The sequence below is a fragment of the Serratia sp. CY29653 genome (assembly GCF_052169255.1).
Classification (GTDB): Bacteria; Pseudomonadota; Gammaproteobacteria; order Enterobacterales; family Enterobacteriaceae; genus Serratia; species Serratia sarumanii.
In genome coordinates this window covers 19,007-35,401 of the sequence record NZ_JBJNLC010000008.1, presented here as the reverse complement: position 1 = coordinate 35,401, position 16,395 = coordinate 19,007, and the positions used below count along the sequence as shown (strand labels likewise).

The 16,395-nt window shown below is 61.4% G+C and carries 15 protein-coding genes; 9 read left to right on the top strand and 6 right to left on the bottom strand.

The genetic code is table 11. The features are described 5' to 3' along the window. Window positions 1–10: 10 nt before the first annotated feature. Complete coding sequence (locus tag ACJ8HN_RS23360; RefSeq protein ID WP_442524024.1) at window positions 11–400, bottom strand: hypothetical protein; 390 nt, start codon at window positions 398–400, stop codon at window positions 11–13. 362 nt (window positions 401–762) lie between these two features. Here ACJ8HN_RS23360 and ACJ8HN_RS23355 point away from each other — a divergent pair, with 362 nt between their 5' ends. Next, window positions 763–1,947, top strand: coding sequence for a NupC/NupG family nucleoside CNT transporter (locus tag ACJ8HN_RS23355; protein WP_004931212.1), 1,185 nt, complete (start codon window positions 763–765; stop codon window positions 1,945–1,947). Window positions 1,948–1,981: 34 nt separating this feature from the next. On the opposite strand, the gene ACJ8HN_RS23350 is transcribed toward ACJ8HN_RS23355, so the two are convergent. After that, window positions 1,982–2,416 (bottom strand): DUF3574 domain-containing protein, encoded by a 435-nt coding sequence (locus ACJ8HN_RS23350; RefSeq protein WP_047569999.1) that lies wholly within the window; start codon window positions 2,414–2,416, stop codon window positions 1,982–1,984. Between the two features lie 253 nt (window positions 2,417–2,669). On the opposite strand from ACJ8HN_RS23350, the gene ACJ8HN_RS23345 reads away from it, so the two are divergent. From ACJ8HN_RS23345 to recG, 6 genes are all read left to right on the top strand, one after another. Further along, entirely contained in the window at window positions 2,670–3,287 is a 618-nt protein-coding gene (locus tag ACJ8HN_RS23345; protein ID WP_025304704.1) for a trimeric intracellular cation channel family protein, read from the top strand. Window positions 3,288–3,498: 211 nt separating this feature from the next. Continuing rightward, entirely contained in the window at window positions 3,499–4,122 is a 624-nt protein-coding gene (gene gmk / locus ACJ8HN_RS23340) for a guanylate kinase (protein WP_033636481.1), read from the top strand. Window positions 4,123–4,176: 54 nt separating this feature from the next. Next, window positions 4,177–4,452: a DNA-directed RNA polymerase subunit omega gene (gene rpoZ / locus ACJ8HN_RS23335; RefSeq protein WP_004931221.1), complete on the top strand. Its 276-nt coding sequence runs from the start codon at window positions 4,177–4,179 to the stop codon at window positions 4,450–4,452. Window positions 4,453–4,470: 18 nt separating this feature from the next. Next, window positions 4,471–6,582 (top strand): bifunctional GTP diphosphokinase/guanosine-3',5'-bis pyrophosphate 3'-pyrophosphohydrolase, encoded by a 2,112-nt coding sequence (spoT, locus tag ACJ8HN_RS23330; protein ID WP_019452189.1) that lies wholly within the window; start codon window positions 4,471–4,473, stop codon window positions 6,580–6,582. Window positions 6,583–6,587: 5 nt separating this feature from the next. Beyond that, complete coding sequence (gene trmH, locus ACJ8HN_RS23325) at window positions 6,588–7,283, top strand: tRNA (guanosine(18)-2'-O)-methyltransferase TrmH (RefSeq protein ID WP_060439569.1); 696 nt, start codon at window positions 6,588–6,590, stop codon at window positions 7,281–7,283. After that, entirely contained in the window at window positions 7,280–9,361 is a 2,082-nt protein-coding gene (gene recG / locus ACJ8HN_RS23320) for an ATP-dependent DNA helicase RecG (RefSeq protein WP_033636486.1), read from the top strand. Before trmH ends, recG begins: the two co-directional genes overlap by 4 nt. A 42-nt stretch (window positions 9,362–9,403) precedes the next feature. On the opposite strand, the gene gltS is transcribed toward recG, so the two are convergent. Next, window positions 9,404–10,615: a sodium/glutamate symporter gene (gene gltS, locus ACJ8HN_RS23315; protein WP_033649747.1), complete on the bottom strand. Its 1,212-nt coding sequence runs from the start codon at window positions 10,613–10,615 to the stop codon at window positions 9,404–9,406. A gap of 240 nt (window positions 10,616–10,855) precedes the next feature. On the opposite strand from gltS, the gene ACJ8HN_RS23310 reads away from it, so the two are divergent. Then, window positions 10,856–12,256 (top strand): nucleobase:cation symporter-2 family protein, encoded by a 1,401-nt coding sequence (locus ACJ8HN_RS23310; protein ID WP_019452186.1) that lies wholly within the window; start codon window positions 10,856–10,858, stop codon window positions 12,254–12,256. A gap of 128 nt (window positions 12,257–12,384) precedes the next feature. Beyond that, window positions 12,385–14,046, top strand: a complete 1,662-nt coding sequence (locus ACJ8HN_RS23305) for an AsmA family protein (protein WP_060426994.1) — start codon at window positions 12,385–12,387, stop codon at window positions 14,044–14,046. Window positions 14,047–14,082: 36 nt separating this feature from the next. Here ACJ8HN_RS23305 and fabY read toward each other — a convergent pair whose 3' ends face one another. The 3 genes from fabY to ACJ8HN_RS23290 are packed head-to-tail and all read right to left on the bottom strand — an operon-like array spanning window position 14,083 to window position 16,379. Beyond that, complete coding sequence (gene fabY, locus ACJ8HN_RS23300; RefSeq protein WP_033636491.1) at window positions 14,083–15,030, bottom strand: fatty acid biosynthesis protein FabY; 948 nt, start codon at window positions 15,028–15,030, stop codon at window positions 14,083–14,085. 21 nt (window positions 15,031–15,051) lie between these two features. Then, window positions 15,052–15,489 (bottom strand): D-aminoacyl-tRNA deacylase, encoded by a 438-nt coding sequence (gene dtd, locus ACJ8HN_RS23295; RefSeq protein WP_016929644.1) that lies wholly within the window; start codon window positions 15,487–15,489, stop codon window positions 15,052–15,054. After that, entirely contained in the window at window positions 15,486–16,379 is an 894-nt protein-coding gene (locus ACJ8HN_RS23290; protein ID WP_033636493.1) for a virulence factor BrkB family protein, read from the bottom strand. The genes dtd and ACJ8HN_RS23290 overlap by 4 nt, the downstream gene beginning before the upstream one ends. Window positions 16,380–16,395 lie beyond the last annotated feature (16 nt).

The following is a 16,395-nucleotide window of genomic DNA, read 5'->3' as shown; positions in this document are numbered from 1 at the left end:
TGGCTGCAGATCAGCGATGGGCGGCCGCCTGCTCTTCATCAATCAGCCCCATGTTCTGCAACTGCACCGCAATGCTCCAGGTTGAGCGCTCGAACTCATCGCTCAGCGCTTCCAGCGTCGCCCCGGCCGCATGGCTCTCACGCAGCCGCAGTTTTTCTTCTTCCGGCCAAGGGAAGTAGGCATTGGCCGGCCGGCCCTCGGCCAGATTCTTCTGCCGCTTCTCCTCCGGCGTCAGCCGGGCTTTTTTCTGCAGTTCGGATTCACCGTCGAACTCGTTGGCCAACGCGAACAGCAGGCGGATAGCCTCCGGCGCACAGGCCGCCGAAGCCGATCTCAACAGCTCGCCGGTGTCGGGATTAACGCCGTTGGCCAGCGCCCTGAGCAACGTGCCGGTATTCATCGTTCGCCTCCTTGTCCGAGAAAATACGCGCCGGTCGTGGCGCTTTGTTCAGGCATTTTTCTCTGCCTCTCTCGAGAAAACCACGCTTTACGCCATGAAAAAGCGCCAGTTGCGAGCCAGATTCCAGGCGTTTGCACGCGAGTGACGGCGATTGCATCAGGTTGCGAGCCGGCAGGCCTCTGGGCAACCGGCTCACCGGGAAGCTTATGAAAAACTGCCGAGCAGCGCGTGCGGATGACAATCGGCAAGATATCCCGCACGCCATAAGTATTTTGTTCTAATTATCACGCAAGGTAATGAAAGGGCGGCGATGCTGTGGCTAAATGTGTTTTTTCTCTGCCCGTGAACCGTACGGACCGTTTATGCCACAAATTCTGCAATTTATTATGGCTCTGGTGGTGATCATCGCCCTGGCGCTGCTGGTCAGCAATAATCGCAAGAAAATCCGCCTGCGCTATATCATCCAGCTGCTGGTGATCGAAGGCGCGCTGGCCTATTTCTTCCTGCACTCCGCCAGCGGGCTCAGCGTGATCAAACACGTCGCCGGCTTCTTCGACACTCTGCTCGCCTACGCCGCCCAAGGATCGGAGTTCGTGTTCGGCGGCATGAGCAAGGATGGTCTGGCATTCATCTTCCTCGGCGTTTTGTGCCCTATCATCTTTATTTCCGCCCTGATCGGCATTTTGCAGCATTTCCGCATCCTGCCGCTGATCATTCGCCTGGTCGGCACCTTGCTGTCCAAGGTCAACGGCATGGGCAAGCTGGAATCGTTCAACGCAGTCAGCACGCTGGTGCTGGGGCAGTCGGAGAACTTCATCGCCTATAAAGGCATCATCGGCGATATCTCGCCGCGCCGCATGTACACCATGGCCGCGACCGCCATGTCGACGGTATCGCTCTCCATCGTCGGCGCCTACATGTCGATGATCGACGCGCAGTACGTGGTGGCGGCATTGATCCTTAACATGTTCAGCACCTTCATCATTCTGTCGATCATCAACCCGTATCAGGTCGAAGACGAGCCGGAGCTGAAGCTGAACAAACTGCATGAAGATCAGAGCTTCTTCGAAATGTTGGGCGAATACATTCTGGCCGGCTTCAAGATTGCGATGATCATCGCGGCGATGCTGATCGGCTTTATCGCGCTGATCTCCGCCGTCAATGCGTTGTTCTCCGCGGTGCTCGGCATCAGCTTCCAGCAGATCCTCGGCTATGTGTTCTATCCGCTGGCCTGGCTGATCGGTATCCCGGCGGAAGAGGCTCTGAAGGCGGGCAGCATCATGGCGACCAAGCTGGTGGCCAACGAATTCGTGGCGATGATTGAGCTGAAGAAAATCGCGGCGGAGCTGTCGCCGCGCGGGCTGGGCATTCTGTCGGTGTTCCTGGTGTCGTTCGCCAACTTCGCCTCCATCGGCATCGTCGCCGGCGCCATCAAGGGGCTGAACGAGCAACAAGGCAACGTGGTTTCCCGTTTTGGCCTGAAGCTGGTTTACGGCTCGACGCTGGTGAGCCTGCTGTCGGCGGCCATCGCCGGCCTGGTGCTGTAATCCCCACTCCCGGCCGCAGAGCCGGGAGTTCGCTTTAAAACGCCACGCACACCGGCGCATCCACCCGCATTACCGAATCCTGCGCAAACTGCTGCTTGTAGCCGCTGCGCAGCGCCTCGATATTCGCCTCGCTCTCTTTGCCCGGCGCATGGATCAGCAGCAGCGCCTTGCTGTTCTCGCGCGCCAGCTTGCCGTCGTGGCCCAGCCACTGCCCTTTGGCATCAAAGACCGTCAGCCCGTCTTTAAAGCGCGGCGTCACCTGGCTATCGACGAAGGTTTGCCACTCGGCGGCGGTGATCGCCGGCCCCGCCGGGCGATTCAGGCCGAAGTAGAGCGTTGTTTGCACCAGCGGGTCGCCGGTGCGGCAAGCCGGGGCGGGTGGCACAGCCTGGTGGCCTGGCGCCACGCAGCCGCTCAGCAGCAGGGCGGCCACCACGGCGCCGGCGGCCAATCTCGGGGAGTTTTTCATCTGCAGTCTCGGTTTATCGGTTGAAGGATTCGCTGCAAAAAGCATAGTCAGCGATGGAAACCAGCGCGAAATTTCTAATGCTTTCATCAACAGCCAGATGTTAAAAAAGGCTGGTTATCGGCAATAAAAACGGAGTTTGGATTAGCTAAATTAATCCGAAACGCCATCGGTGAAAAAAACTCAGTGGCGCGCGTCCTCGGCGGCGATTACCCTGCCGGCCATCATTCTGACGCAAGTACGCTGTGAATCCCTTATGTTACTGAGCATCCTTTATATCATCGGCATCACCGCCGAAGCCATGACCGGCGCGCTGGCGGCCGGCCGCCGCCAAATGGACATGTTCGGCGTGATCATCATCGCTTCGGTCACGGCGATCGGCGGCGGGTCGGTGCGCGATATGCTGCTCGGGCATTTTCCTTTGGGCTGGGTCAAACACCCGGAATACATCGTCATCGTCGCGATAGCGGCGATCGTCACCACCTGGGTGGCTCCCCTGATGCGCCATTTGCGCCGCCTGTTCCTGGTGCTCGACGCCGTCGGCCTGATCGTCTTCTCGATCATCGGCGCGCAGGTGGCCCTGGATATGGGACACAGCGCCATTATCGCCGCCATCGCCGCGGTGATCACCGGCGTCTTCGGCGGGGTGCTGCGCGACATGTTCTGCAACCGTATCCCGCTGGTTTTCCAGAAGGAGATCTACGCCGGCATCTCCTTCAGCGCCGCCTGGCTGTATATCGGCCTGCAGCACCTCAGCCTGCCGCACAATCTGGTGGTGATCCTCACGCTGGTCGCCGGCCTGAGCGCGCGCCTGATCGCCCTGCGCTTCCGCCTTGGCCTGCCGGTGTTCAACTACCAGCATCCGGATCACTGATCTCGGGGCGGCAACGCGCCGCCGCCGAGGCCAAAACTGCAGAAATGTCGCCCTTCGACGCGCAAATTCGCTCATTCGCCGCTTTTTCCGCGCAAAGCGGCGGGCAAAATGCGAGCTAACGCTGCACCCGGCGCGTTAGCCGTGTATACTGTGCGGAGAAAATACACATCCGCTGTTATTGGCATATCAACCGTTATCAACGAACATCATCATGGCTCAAGGCACGCTTTATATTGTCTCTGCTCCCAGTGGCGCAGGTAAATCAAGTCTGATTCAGGCTTTGTTAAAGACGCAACCGCTGTACGACACGCAGGTTTCGGTTTCGCACACCACGCGCGACAGCCGCCCGGGTGAAAATCACGGCGAGCACTATTTCTTCGTCTCGAAAGACGAATTCCGCCGGATGATCGAGCAGGACGCGTTTCTTGAGCACGCCGAAGTGTTCGGCAACTATTACGGCACCTCGCGCGCCGCCATCGAACAAGTATTGTCGACCGGCGTGGACGTGTTTCTGGATATCGACTGGCAGGGCGCGCAGCAAATCCGCGCCAAAATGCCGCAGGCGCGCAGCATCTTCATTCTGCCGCCGTCGAAGGAAGAACTGGGCCGCCGCCTGCGCGGGCGCGGGCAGGATTCCGAAGAGGTGATCGCCAAGCGCATGGCTCAGGCCGTGGCGGAAATGACGCATTACGCGGAGTACGATTACCTGATCGTGAACGATGATTTCGATCTGGCGCTGTCCGATCTGAAGACCATCATTCGCGCCGAACGCCTGCGTTTGGGCCGCCAGTTGCTGCGGCATGACGCTTTAATCAGCAAACTATTGGCAGACTGAAGGCAGTTTCAGTATCATGCCCAGTCTTTTCGTCACCTGTGGAGTAGCACAAATATGGCACGCGTAACTGTTCAAGACGCTGTAGAGAAAATTGGTAACCGTTTTGACCTGGTGTTGGTCGCTGCTCGTCGGGCGCGTCAGATCCAGACCGGCGGCAAAGATGCACTGGTTCCGGAAGAGAACGACAAGTACACCGTTATCGCCCTGCGCGAAATCGAAGAAGGCCTGATCACCAGCCAGATCCTCGACGTGCGTGAGCGCCAGGAACAGCAAGAGCAGGAAGCCGCAGAGATTCAAGCGGTTACCGCGATTGCTGAAGGTCGTCGTTAATTAGACTGCGAGTCCGCCTTGTACCTGTTTGAAAGCCTGAATCTGCTGATTCAACGTTACCTGCCCGAGGAGCAGATTAAGCGCCTCAAACAGGCATACCTCGTCGCGCGCGACGCGCACGAGGGCCAGACACGCTCCAGCGGTGAGCCTTACATTACTCACCCGGTCGCCGTGGCCTGCATCCTGGCGGAAATGCGTCTCGATCACGAGACGCTGATGGCGGCATTGCTGCACGACGTCATCGAAGACACCCCAGCCACCTATCAAGATATGGAACAGCTGTTCGGCAAGAGCGTCGCCGAACTGGTTGAGGGCGTCTCCAAGCTCGACAAGCTGAAGTTCCAGGACAAGAAAGAAGCGCAGGCGGAAAACTTCCGCAAGATGATCATGGCGATGGTGCAGGATATCCGCGTCGTGCTGATCAAGCTGGCCGACCGTACGCACAACATGCGCACCCTCGGTTCGCTGCGCCCCGACAAACGCCGGCGCATCGCGCGTGAAACCCTGGAAATCTACAGCCCGCTCGCCCACCGTCTGGGTATTCATCACCTGAAGACCGAGCTGGAAGAGCTGGGCTTCGAGGCGCTGTACCCGAACCGTTATCGCGTGATCAAGGAAGTGGTGAAAGCCGCACGCGGCAACCGCAAAGAGATGATTCAAAAAATCCTCTCCGAGATCGAGGGGCGACTGACCGAAGCCGGTATCGCCTGCCGCGTCAGCGGGCGGGAAAAACACCTCTACTCCATCTACCTCAAGATGCATCTCAAAGAACAGCGTTTCCATTCCATCATGGATATCTACGCGTTCCGGGTGATCGTGAAAGAGGTCGATACCTGCTACCGCGTGCTCGGCCAGGTGCACAGCCTGTACAAACCGCGCCCGGGGCGAGTGAAAGATTACATCGCCATTCCCAAGGCCAACGGCTATCAATCGCTGCATACCTCGCTGATCGGCCCGCACGGCGTGCCGGTCGAAGTGCAGATCCGCACCGAAGACATGGACCAGATGGCTGAGATGGGGGTAGCCGCGCACTGGGCTTACAAGGAAAGAGAACAGGGCGAAACCGGCACCACGGCGCAGATCCGCGCCCAGCGCTGGATGCAGAGCCTGCTGGAACTGCAGCAAAGCGCCGGCAGTTCGTTTGAGTTTATCGAGAGCGTCAAATCCGATCTGTTCCCGGATGAGATTTACGTTTTCACCCCGGAAGGCCGCATCGTCGAGCTGCCCGCCGGCGCCACGCCGGTCGATTTCGCCTATGCGGTGCATACCGATATCGGCCATGCCTGCGTCGGCGCGCGCGTCGATCGTCAGCCGTACCCGCTGTCGCAGTCGCTGACCAGCGGCCAGACCGTCGAGATCATCACCGCGCCGGGTGCGCGGCCCAACGCCGCCTGGCTGAACTTCGTGGTCAGCTCGAAAGCGCGCGCCAAAATTCGCCAGATGCTGAAGAACCTCAAGCGCGACGACTCCGTCGGCCTCGGCCGCCGTCTGCTCAACCACGCGCTGGGCGGCAGCCGCAAGCTGGCCGAAATCCCGCAGGAAAACATTCAGCACGAGCTGGACCGTATGAAGCTGGCGACGCTGGACGATCTGCTGGCGGAAATCGGCCTCGGCAACGCCATGAGCGTGGTGGTGGCGAAGAACCTGCAGGGCGATCAGTCCAGCCTGGGCGCTTCCTCCGGCGTGCGTAACCTGGCCATCAAGGGCGCCGACGGGGTGTTGATCACCTTCGCCAAGTGCTGCCGTCCGATTCCGGGCGATCCGATTATCGCTCACGTCAGCCCGGGCAAAGGGCTGGTGATCCACCATGAGTCCTGCCGCAATATTCGCGGCTATCAGAAAGAGCCTGAGAAGTTCATGGCGGTCGAGTGGGATAAAGAGACCGAGCAGGAGTTCATCGCCGAGATCAAGGTGGATATGTTCAACCACCAGGGCGCGTTGGCCAACCTGACGGCGGCGATCAACGCGGCCGAGTCCAATATTCAGAGCCTGAACACCGAAGAGAAAGACGGTCGGGTTTATAGCGCCTTTATCCGCTTGACCACCCGCGATCGCATCCATTTGGCAAACATTATGCGTAAAATCCGTATCATGCCGGATGTGATCAAAGTTAACCGCAACCGAAACTAGCGCTTATGAGTCCTGAACGCTATGCGCGGATTTGTGAAATGCTCGCGACCCGGCAGCCGGATTTGACGGTCTGCCTGGAGCAAGTGCACAAACCGCATAACGTCTCCGCCATTATCCGCACCGCCGACGCCGTCGGCGTGCATCAGGTCCACGCCGTGTGGCCCACCACCCGCATGCGCACCCTGGTTTCCTCCGCCGCCGGCAGCAACAGCTGGGTCAGCGTCAAAACCCATCGCTCCATCGGCGACGCGGTCGGTCACCTAAAAACGCAGGGCATGCAAATTCTGGCCACCAATCTGTCTGCGCGCGCGGTCGATTTCCGCGAGGTGGATTATACCCGGCCCACCTGCGTGCTGCTCGGCCAGGAAAAAACCGGCATCACCGAAGAAGCGCTGGCGCTGGCCGATCAGGACATCGTCATTCCGATGATCGGCATGGTGCAATCGCTCAACGTCTCCGTGGCCTCGGCACTGATCCTGTATGAAGCACAGCGCCAGCGGCAGAACGCCGGCCTGTATCGCCGCGACAACAGTATGCTGGATGAAGAAGAGCAGCAGCGTCTGCTGTTCGAAGGCGGCTACCCGGTGCTGGCCAACGTAGCCAAGCGCAAAGGGCTGCCGCGCCCGCAGATTGACGAGCAGGGCCAGGTGGTCGCCAGCGCCGAATGGTGGGCGGCCATGCAGGCGACGGTGCGCAAATGAAAGGCCGCCTGCTGGATGCTGTCCCACTCACCACGCTTTCCGGGGTTGGCGCCAGCCAGGCGGGCAAACTGGCCAAACTCGGCCTCGAGACCATTCAGGATCTGCTGCTGCACCTGCCGCTGCGCTACGAAGACCGCACCCGCCTCTACCCGATCAACGATCTGCTGCCGGGCATCTACGCCACGGTAGAAGGGGAAGTGCTGCGCAGCGACATCAGCTTCGGCCGCCGCCGCATGCTGACCTGCCAGATCAGCGACGGCACCGGCATCCTCACCATGCGGTTCTTCAACTTCAACGCCGCAATGAAGAACAGCCTGGCCACCGGCCGCCGCGTGACCGCCTACGGCGAGATCAAGCGCGGCAACCACGGCGCGGAAATCATCCATCCGGAATACCGCATTCAGGGCGAAGCCAGCGAGGTTGAGCTGCAAGAGTCGCTGACGCCGGTCTACCCCACCACCGAAGGGGTGCGGCAGGCCACGCTGCGCAAGCTAACCGATCAGGCGCTGGAGCTGCTGGATACCTGCGCTATCGCCGAGCTGCTGCCGCCGGAGCTGAGCGGCGGCCTGATGAGCCTGCCGCAGGCGCTGCACACCCTGCATCGCCCGCCGCCGGACATCCAGCTGGCGGATCTGGAGCTGGGCAAACACCCGGCGCAAAAACGCCTGATCCTTGAAGAGCTGCTGGCGCATAACCTCAGCATGCTGGCGGTGCGCGCCGGCGCGCAGAGCTATCAGGCGCAGCCGCTGCTGCCGGACGATCGGCTGAAAAACCGTTTTCTCGCCCAGCTGCCGTTCTCGCCGACCGGCGCGCAAACGCGCGTGGTGGCCGACATCGAAGCCGATATGCAAAAAGACTTCCCGATGATGCGGCTGGTGCAGGGCGACGTCGGCTCCGGCAAAACGCTGGTGGCGGCGCTGGCGGCGCTGCGCGCCATCGCGCACGGCAAGCAGGTAGCGCTGATGGCGCCGACCGAGCTACTGGCCGAGCAGCACGCCAACAATTTCCGTCAGTGGTTTGAACCGCTGGGGCTGGAGGTCGGCTGGCTGGCCGGCAAACAGAAAGGCAAGGCGCGCATCGCGCAGCAGGAGGCTATCGCCAGCGGCCAGGTGTCGATGGTGGTCGGCACCCACGCCATCTTCCAGGAGCAGGTGCAGTTCAACGGCCTGGCGCTGGTGATCATTGATGAGCAGCACCGCTTCGGGGTGCATCAGCGGCTGGCGCTGTGGGAGAAAGGCGAAGAGCAAGGCTTCCACGCCCATCAGCTGATCATGACCGCCACGCCGATCCCGCGCACGCTGGCGATGACCGCCTATGCCGATCTCGATACCTCGGTCATCGACGAGCTGCCGCCGGGCCGTACGCCGGTGACCACCGTCGCCATCCCCGATACCCGCCGCGCCGACATCATTCAACGGGTGAAGAGCGCCTGTCTGGAAGAGGGGCGGCAGGCTTACTGGGTATGTACGCTGATCGAAGAGTCCGAGCTGCTGGAAGCGCAGGCGGCGGAAGCCACCTGGGAAGAACTGAAAACCGCGCTGCCAGAGCTGAAGGTAGCGCTGGTGCACGGCCGCATGAAAGCGCAGGAAAAGCAGGCGGTGATGCAGGCGTTTAAACAGGGCGAGCTGCAGCTGTTGGTGGCCACTACGGTGATCGAAGTCGGCGTCGACGTGCCGAACGCCAGCCTGATGATCATCGAAAACCCGGAGCGGCTGGGCCTGGCTCAGCTGCACCAGCTGCGCGGCCGCGTAGGGCGCGGCGCCGTGGCCTCACACTGCGTGCTGCTGTACAAAACGCCGCTGAGCAAGACTGCGCAAACGCGCCTGCAGGTGCTGCGCGACAGCAACGATGGCTTCGTCATCGCGCAGCGCGATCTGGAGATCCGCGGCCCGGGCGAGCTGCTGGGCACCCGCCAGACCGGCAGCGCCGAATTCAAGGTGGCGGATCTGCTGCGCGATCAGGCGATGATCCCCGAAGTGCAGCGCGTCGCTCGCCATCTCCATCAGCACTATCCGGAGCACGCCCAGGCGCTGATCGAACGCTGGCTGCCGGAGAAGGCGCGCTACTCCAACGCATAAAAAAGGGCGCCGCAGGCGCCCTTTTCGCGATGACCCGCGATATCACCCCACCGCCGGGAACACCGGCAGCAGCAGATACAGCTTGATGACGATGGCATTGGCGATATCGATAAAGAACGCCCCCACCATCGGCACCACCAAAAACGCCACGTGCGACGGGCCGAAACGATCGGTGATCGCCTGCATGTTGGCGATCGCCGTCGGCGTGGCGCCCATGCCGAAGCCGCAGTGGCCGGCGGCCAGCACCGCCGCGTCGTAGTTTTTACCCATCACCCGATAGGTGACGAAGATCGCGTACAGCGCCATGACCAGCGTCTGCACCGCCAGGATCGCCAGCATCGGCAGCGCCAGCGAGGCCAGCTCCCACAGGCGCAGGCTCATCAACGCCATCGCCAGGAACAGCGACAGGCTGACGTTGCCCAGCACCGACACCGCCCGCTCGAACACGGTATAGAAACCGGTGAAGGCCAGCGTGTTACTGAGGATCACCCCGACGAACAGCACGCAGACGAAGTTCGGCAGTTCAAACACCGTGCCGCTCAGCAGGCCGGCAATCAGCTGCCCCAGACTCAGACAGATGGCGATCATGGCGATGGTTTCGATCATCACCAGCGAGGTGATCAGACGGCCGCTTTCCGGCTTCTCGAAGCCGCTCGGCTGCACGCTGTCATCCGGGGTGCCTTCCGGCGTGGAGGAGTGCTTGACCAGATAGCGCGCCACCGGGCCGCCGATCAGGCCGCCCAGCACCAGGCCGAAGGTGGCGCAGGCCATGGCGACTTCCGTGGCGTTCTCGAAGCCGTAGCGCTCGATGAATAGCTTGCTCCAGGCCGCCCCGGTGCCGTGGCCGCCCGACAGGGTGATCGACCCGGCGATCAGGCCCATCAGCGGATCCAACCCCAGCATTTTCGCCATGCCGATGCCGATGGCGTTCTGCACGATAAGCAGCCCCAGCACCACGAACAGGAACACCACCAGCACCTTGCCGCCGGCGCGCAAACGCGCCAGGTTGGCGTTCAGGCCGATGGTGGCGAAGAAGGCCAGCATCAGCGGATCCTTCAGCGACATGTCAAAACTGATTTCCCAGTTGACGAGCTTTTTCAGGGCTAACAGCAGGAGGGCCACCAGCAAACCGCCGGCGACGGGAGCGGGAATGGTATATTTTCGCAGCAGAGGAATGGTTCTGACGCACTTGCCCCCGAGGAGCAAAACCAGCGTCGCCGCGACTAACGTGCCATAAGTATCAAGATGAAACATCCAGGTACTCCATGTAAGGAAAAAGATCCAAATAAAAATAATAAGTTATAGAAAACCACTGAGTTTTTAAACTTGATGAGTGCAGGATTAGAAGTAAAAAACGCTGAGATGACAAGAAAAAATGAATGAAAATGCGACATAAACAGGAAAGTCGGCAACATAATATTTACGCGCAACCGTTTGCTTTTGTGGGGCGGAGCATTAAAATGCCTGCTTTGCCGTATCTGGAAACGCCACACCATGAGCATGTCATCCTCCGAGCTTGATGCCGCGCGCCAAGCCGCCTCAGAACCCCGCGCCAGTGAACTGATTTATCGCCTGGAAGATCGCCCGCCGCTGCCGCAAACGCTGTTTGCCGCCGGCCAGCATCTGCTGGCGATGTTCGTCGCGGTGATCACCCCGGCCCTGCTGATCTGCCAGGCGCTGGGCCTGCCGGCACAGGATACCCAGCACATCATCAGCATGTCGCTGTTCGCCTCCGGTCTGGCTTCCATTCTGCAAATCAAAACCTGGGGGCCGGTGGGTTCCGGGCTGCTGTCGATTCAGGGCACCAGCTTCAACTTCGTTTCGCCGCTGATCATGGGCGGTCTGGCGCTGAAAAACGGCGGCGCCGACGTGCCGACCATGATGGCCGCGCTGTTCGGTACCCTGATGGTCGCCTCCTGCACCGAAATTCTGCTGTCGCGCGTGCTGCATCTGGCGCGCCGCATCATCACCCCGCTGGTTTCCGGCATCGTGGTGATGATCATCGGCCTGTCGCTGATTCAGGTCGGCCTGACCTCGATCGGCGGCGGCTACGCCGCGATGAACGATCATAGCTTCGGCTCGCCGAAAAACCTGCTGCTGGCCGGCGCGGTGCTGGCGGTAATCATCCTGCTGAACCGCCAGCGCAACCCTTACCTGCGCGTGGCTTCGCTGGTGATCGCCATGGCGGTCGGCTATCTGTTGGCCTGGGCGATGGACATGCTGCCCGCCGATGCACCGGCGGCCCCCACGGCGGCGATCACCATCCCCACGCCGCTCTATTACGGCCTGGGCTTCGACTGGAACCTGCTGCTGCCGCTGATGCTGATTTTTATGGTCACCTCGCTCGAGACCATCGGCGACATCACCGCCACCTCCGACGTCTCCGAACAGCCGGTCAGCGGGCCGCTGTACATGAAGCGCCTGAAGGGTGGCGTGCTGGCCAACGGCCTGAACTCGATGCTGTCGGCGGTGTTCAACACCTTCCCCAACTCCTGCTTCGGCCAGAACAATGGCGTGATCCAACTGACCGGCGTCGCCAGCCGCTACGTCGGCTTCGTGGTGGCGCTGATGCTGATCGCGCTGGGGCTGTTCCCGGCGGTGGCCGGCTTCGTGCAGCACATCCCCGAACCGGTACTGGGCGGCGCGACCATCGTGATGTTCGGCACCATCGCCGCCTCCGGCGTGCGCATCGTATCGCGCGAGCGTCTCAACCGCCGCGCCATCATGATCATGGCGCTGTCGCTGGCCGTCGGCATGGGCGTCTCCCAGCAGCCGCTGATCCTGCAGTTCGCGCCGGACTGGCTGAAAACCCTGCTCTCTTCCGGCATCGCCGCCGGCGGCATTACCGCCATCGTGCTGAACCTGGTGTTCCCGCAGGAACACGAGAAGAAGTAACCCGTCCATCGGCGTTCAAACGGCCGCTTGCGGCCGTTTTTTATTGTCTATCAGACCATTGCCCTTGAGATGCCCGGCCAATTGCGGCATAAACAGGGTATCTTTTTTGACCGATGCGGATGTAGACGATGAAATTTGTCGGAAAGCTGTTGCTGACGTTGCTGCTGCTGATCGTGCTGGCGGCAGTGGTACTGTACCTGGTCGGGCAAACCCGCTGGGCGGCAGGCCGCCTGAGCGCCTGGATCAGCGACAACAGCGAATACCGCCTGTCGATAGGAAAAATCACCCATTCGTGGAGCCAGCCGAACCAGATTGAGCTGGAAGACGTGCAACTGGCGCGCAACGGCCAGCCGCAGGCGCTGGTCGCCAAACGCGTCGATCTGGGCCTCAGCCTGCGCCAAATCACCGAGCCGCGCTATTTTCACAGCGTCACGCTGCGCGACGGCACGCTGAACGTGCAGCCGCAGGCGGCGGCGCTGCCTGTACAGGCCGACGTGCTGCAGCTGAGCAACATGGCGTTGCAGTCCAACGATAACGAGTGGCAACTCAACGCGCAGCAGGTCACTGCCGGCATCACGCCGTGGCGCCCGCTGGCCGGTCATCTGCTGGGGGACAACAACCAGTTCCAGTTCAGCGCCGGTTCGATGACGCTGAATGGCATCCCCGCCTCGAAGGTGTTGGTGCAGGGGGAGCAGAAGCAGGGCCAGCTGCTGTTGAACAACTTCGGCGCCGATCTGGCGCAGGGCGACCTGACCGGCGTGGCCAGCCGCGCCGCCGACGGCAGTTGGCAGGTGGATCGCCTGCGGCTGAGCGGCGTGCGCATGCAGACCCCGCTGACGCTGGCGGAATTCATGCAGCGCTTTACCACCCTGCCGCCGGTCACCCTCAAGCGTTTCGATCTGATCGACGCGCGCCTGGAAGGCAAGGCATGGGCGTTTAACGATCTCGATCTGTCGCTGCAAAACGTCAGCGTCGAAAAAGGCGACTGGCGCAGCGAAGACGGCTCGCTAAACGTCAACGCCAGCGACGTGATCAACGGCGGCTTCCACCTGATCGATCCGATCGCCACCCTGCGGCTCTCCTCCGCCGGCATCGCCATTCAACAGTTCACCACCCGCTGGGAAGGCGGGCTGCTGCGCACCTCCGGCAACTGGCTGCGCGCCGGCAAACGCCTGCAGCTGGATGAAGTGGCCATGGCGGCGCTGGAGTACACCCTGCCGAGCGACTGGCGCGAACTGTGGCTGAAACCGCTGCCGGACTGGCTGGCGGAGGTGTACGTCACCAAGCTGACCACCAACCGCAATCTGATCATCGATATCAACCCGGCATTCCCGTTCCAGATCACCGCGCTGGACGGCTACGGCAGCAACCTGCTGCTGGCGCGCGATCGCCAGTGGGGCATCTGGTCCGGATCGCTCAACCTGAACGGCAGCGAGGCGACCTTCAACAAGATAGACGTGCGGCGCCCTTCGCTGGCGCTGAACGCCGACGCCAATCAGATTAACGTCACCGAGCTCAGCGCCTTTATGCCTAATGGGTTGCTTGAGGCCAAAGCGACCGTCGATCAGCTGCCGGGCAAGCCTTTCCAGCTGACGCTGCACGGCCGTTCGGTACCGATGAACACCTTGCAGCAATGGGGATGGCAGCCGGTGCCGCTGACGGGCGACGGCAACCTTGAGCTGCAGTTGAAAGGGCTGCTGAACAGCGACGGGCCGTTCAAAGCCTCGTTGAAGGGAAATCTGCAGGCCACCGCCGGCGACGGCCAAGCGGTGAACCAGCAACTGCCGTAATGCCCTGCGCGGCCCGCCCTCAGGCAGGCCGCCGTCTTACTCTTCCAGCGCCTCAGAGCCGCCCTGATCCAGCGGCACATCCGGCTCGGCCGGCAGCACCATGTAGGTGCCTTCGAACACCGCACCTTTATCCTCGTCGCCGAACAGATGCACTTCGGCGTGCACGCGCGCGCGGCGGCCGCGCGCCAGACGCGCCAAATCGCCGCTCAGCGAGCCGAGATCCGCCACCGCTCGCGGCCTGCCGGTAATCGGTTTGCTGTAGCGAATGTGCGCGTCCGCCAGAATGATGGTGCCGCCGAGGTGGCGCTCGCGCAGCAGCAGCCAAATCAGCCCCCAGGCGGTCAGCGTCGCCAGCGAGAACAGGCTGCCGGCGAACAGCGTGTGGTGCGGATTCTGGTTGCCGGTCTCGGGCATGGTGGTGACGAAGCGCTGGCCGGTGTATTGGCTGATGCGCACGCCCATCTTTTCGCTCAGCGGGATGTGTTCATACCAGGCCTGCTGCAGTTGGCCGCACCAGTCGGGGCGATGCAGGATATCGTCCAGCGTCGCTACCGGTTTGATCATCAAAAAGTGGCGGATCGGGGTGGTCTGCGGCGCAGTGATCTCCCCCTGATTGACGAACCCCAGCTTGGCGAAGAAGTCCACCGCGTCCTCACGGGCGCTGCACACCACCCGCTTCACGCCCTCCTGCCGCGCGACGGACTCCAGCGTCATCGCCACCAGCGTCCCCAGCCCTTTATCCTGCAGCGTCGGATCTACCGCCAGAAAACGGATCGCCGCCTCGTTGTCGGCATTGATGTACAGCCGCCCGATGGCGACGATTTTACCGGCCTCGTCCACCACCATTTGGTGGTGGGCCATGGCGTCATAGGCATCCTTTTCCGAACCCACCGGCTGGTGCAGCGGCTTGCGCAGCATTTCCCAGCGAAACTGGTAATACTCCTTCAGTTCTTGCTCTGTTACGGGTACTCGTAGGTGATACATAGACGCCTGTTCTCCGAATGCTTAGACCTGTAGCCAGAATGTCACCGGACCATCGTTGACCAGCGCCACTTGCATGTCGGCGGCGAATTCGCCGGTCTGGGTCTCTACGCCGCGTTCGCGGCACTGGCCAACAAAATATTGATATAACCGATCGGCGACCAAAGGTGCGGCGCCGCGCGAGAAGCTGGGCCGCATGCCCTTTTGGGTGTCCGCCGCCAGGGTGAACTGCGAAACGACCAGCACGCTGCCCCCGGCCTGCTGGACGTTGAGATTCATCTTGTCGTTCTCGTCGCCGAAAATGCGGTATCCCAACACGCGTTCGCACAGGCGCTGCGCTTTTTGCTCGTTATCGCCCTGCTCCACGCCCAATAACACTAACAAACCGGGGCCAATCTTGCCTACCGTCTCGCCACCCACCGTGACGCTGGCGTTTAACACCCGTTGAATCAACGCAATCATTCCTGCTGCCCTTCTGGTTTCTGTTCCTGTTGCTCCGCCTTCTGCCGACGGTAGTCGCGGTATTCGCCGATGGTCACGGTGATTTCCGCGCCGAGTAACACGATACACCAGCTCCAGTAGACCCACAGGAATAAAATCGGGATCACCGCCAGCACACCGTAAATCAGCTGATAGGAGGGGAACATGGTGACGTACAGCGCGAATCCCTTCTTGCCCAGCTCGAACAGCAATCCGGCCACCAGCGCGCCAATCAGCGCGTCTTTGGGCGGCACCCGCACCGTCGGCACGATGCAATACAGCAGCCAGAAGGAAGCGCACGACAAAATCAGCGGGAAGATGCGCAGCACCTGATCCACCAGGCCGTTGACGCCGGTCTGCGCCAGCCAGTTGAGCGACAGCAGGTAGGAGCTGATGGCCATGCTGGCACCCACCAGCAGCGGCCCCAGCGTCAGCACCATCCAGTACACGGCGAAGGAGAAGACGATCGGCCGCTTGTTCTTGCTGCGCCAGATGGTGTTCAGCACGCTGTCCACCGAGGAGATCAACAGCAGCGCGGTGACGATCAGCCCGCAGGTGCCGACGGCGGTCATCTTGTTGGAGTTGGCGACGAACTGTTCCAGGTAGTTCTGTATGACGTTGCCGGCGGCCGGCACGAAATTGGAAAAGATGAAGCTCTTCAGCTGTTCGCTGATGTCGGAAAACATCGGGAAAGCGGCGAACAGCGCGAACACCACGGTGACCAGCGGCACCAGCGACAGCAGGGAAACATAGGCGAGATGGCCCGCCAACATCGTCAGGCCATCGTGATCGATACGCTGGTACAGCAGCCGTCCGAAGGTGACGCCGGGCTTAATCGCAGAGGGCAGCTTCTTGCGGCGGAAAAACGACATGGTCACTCCTTGATGT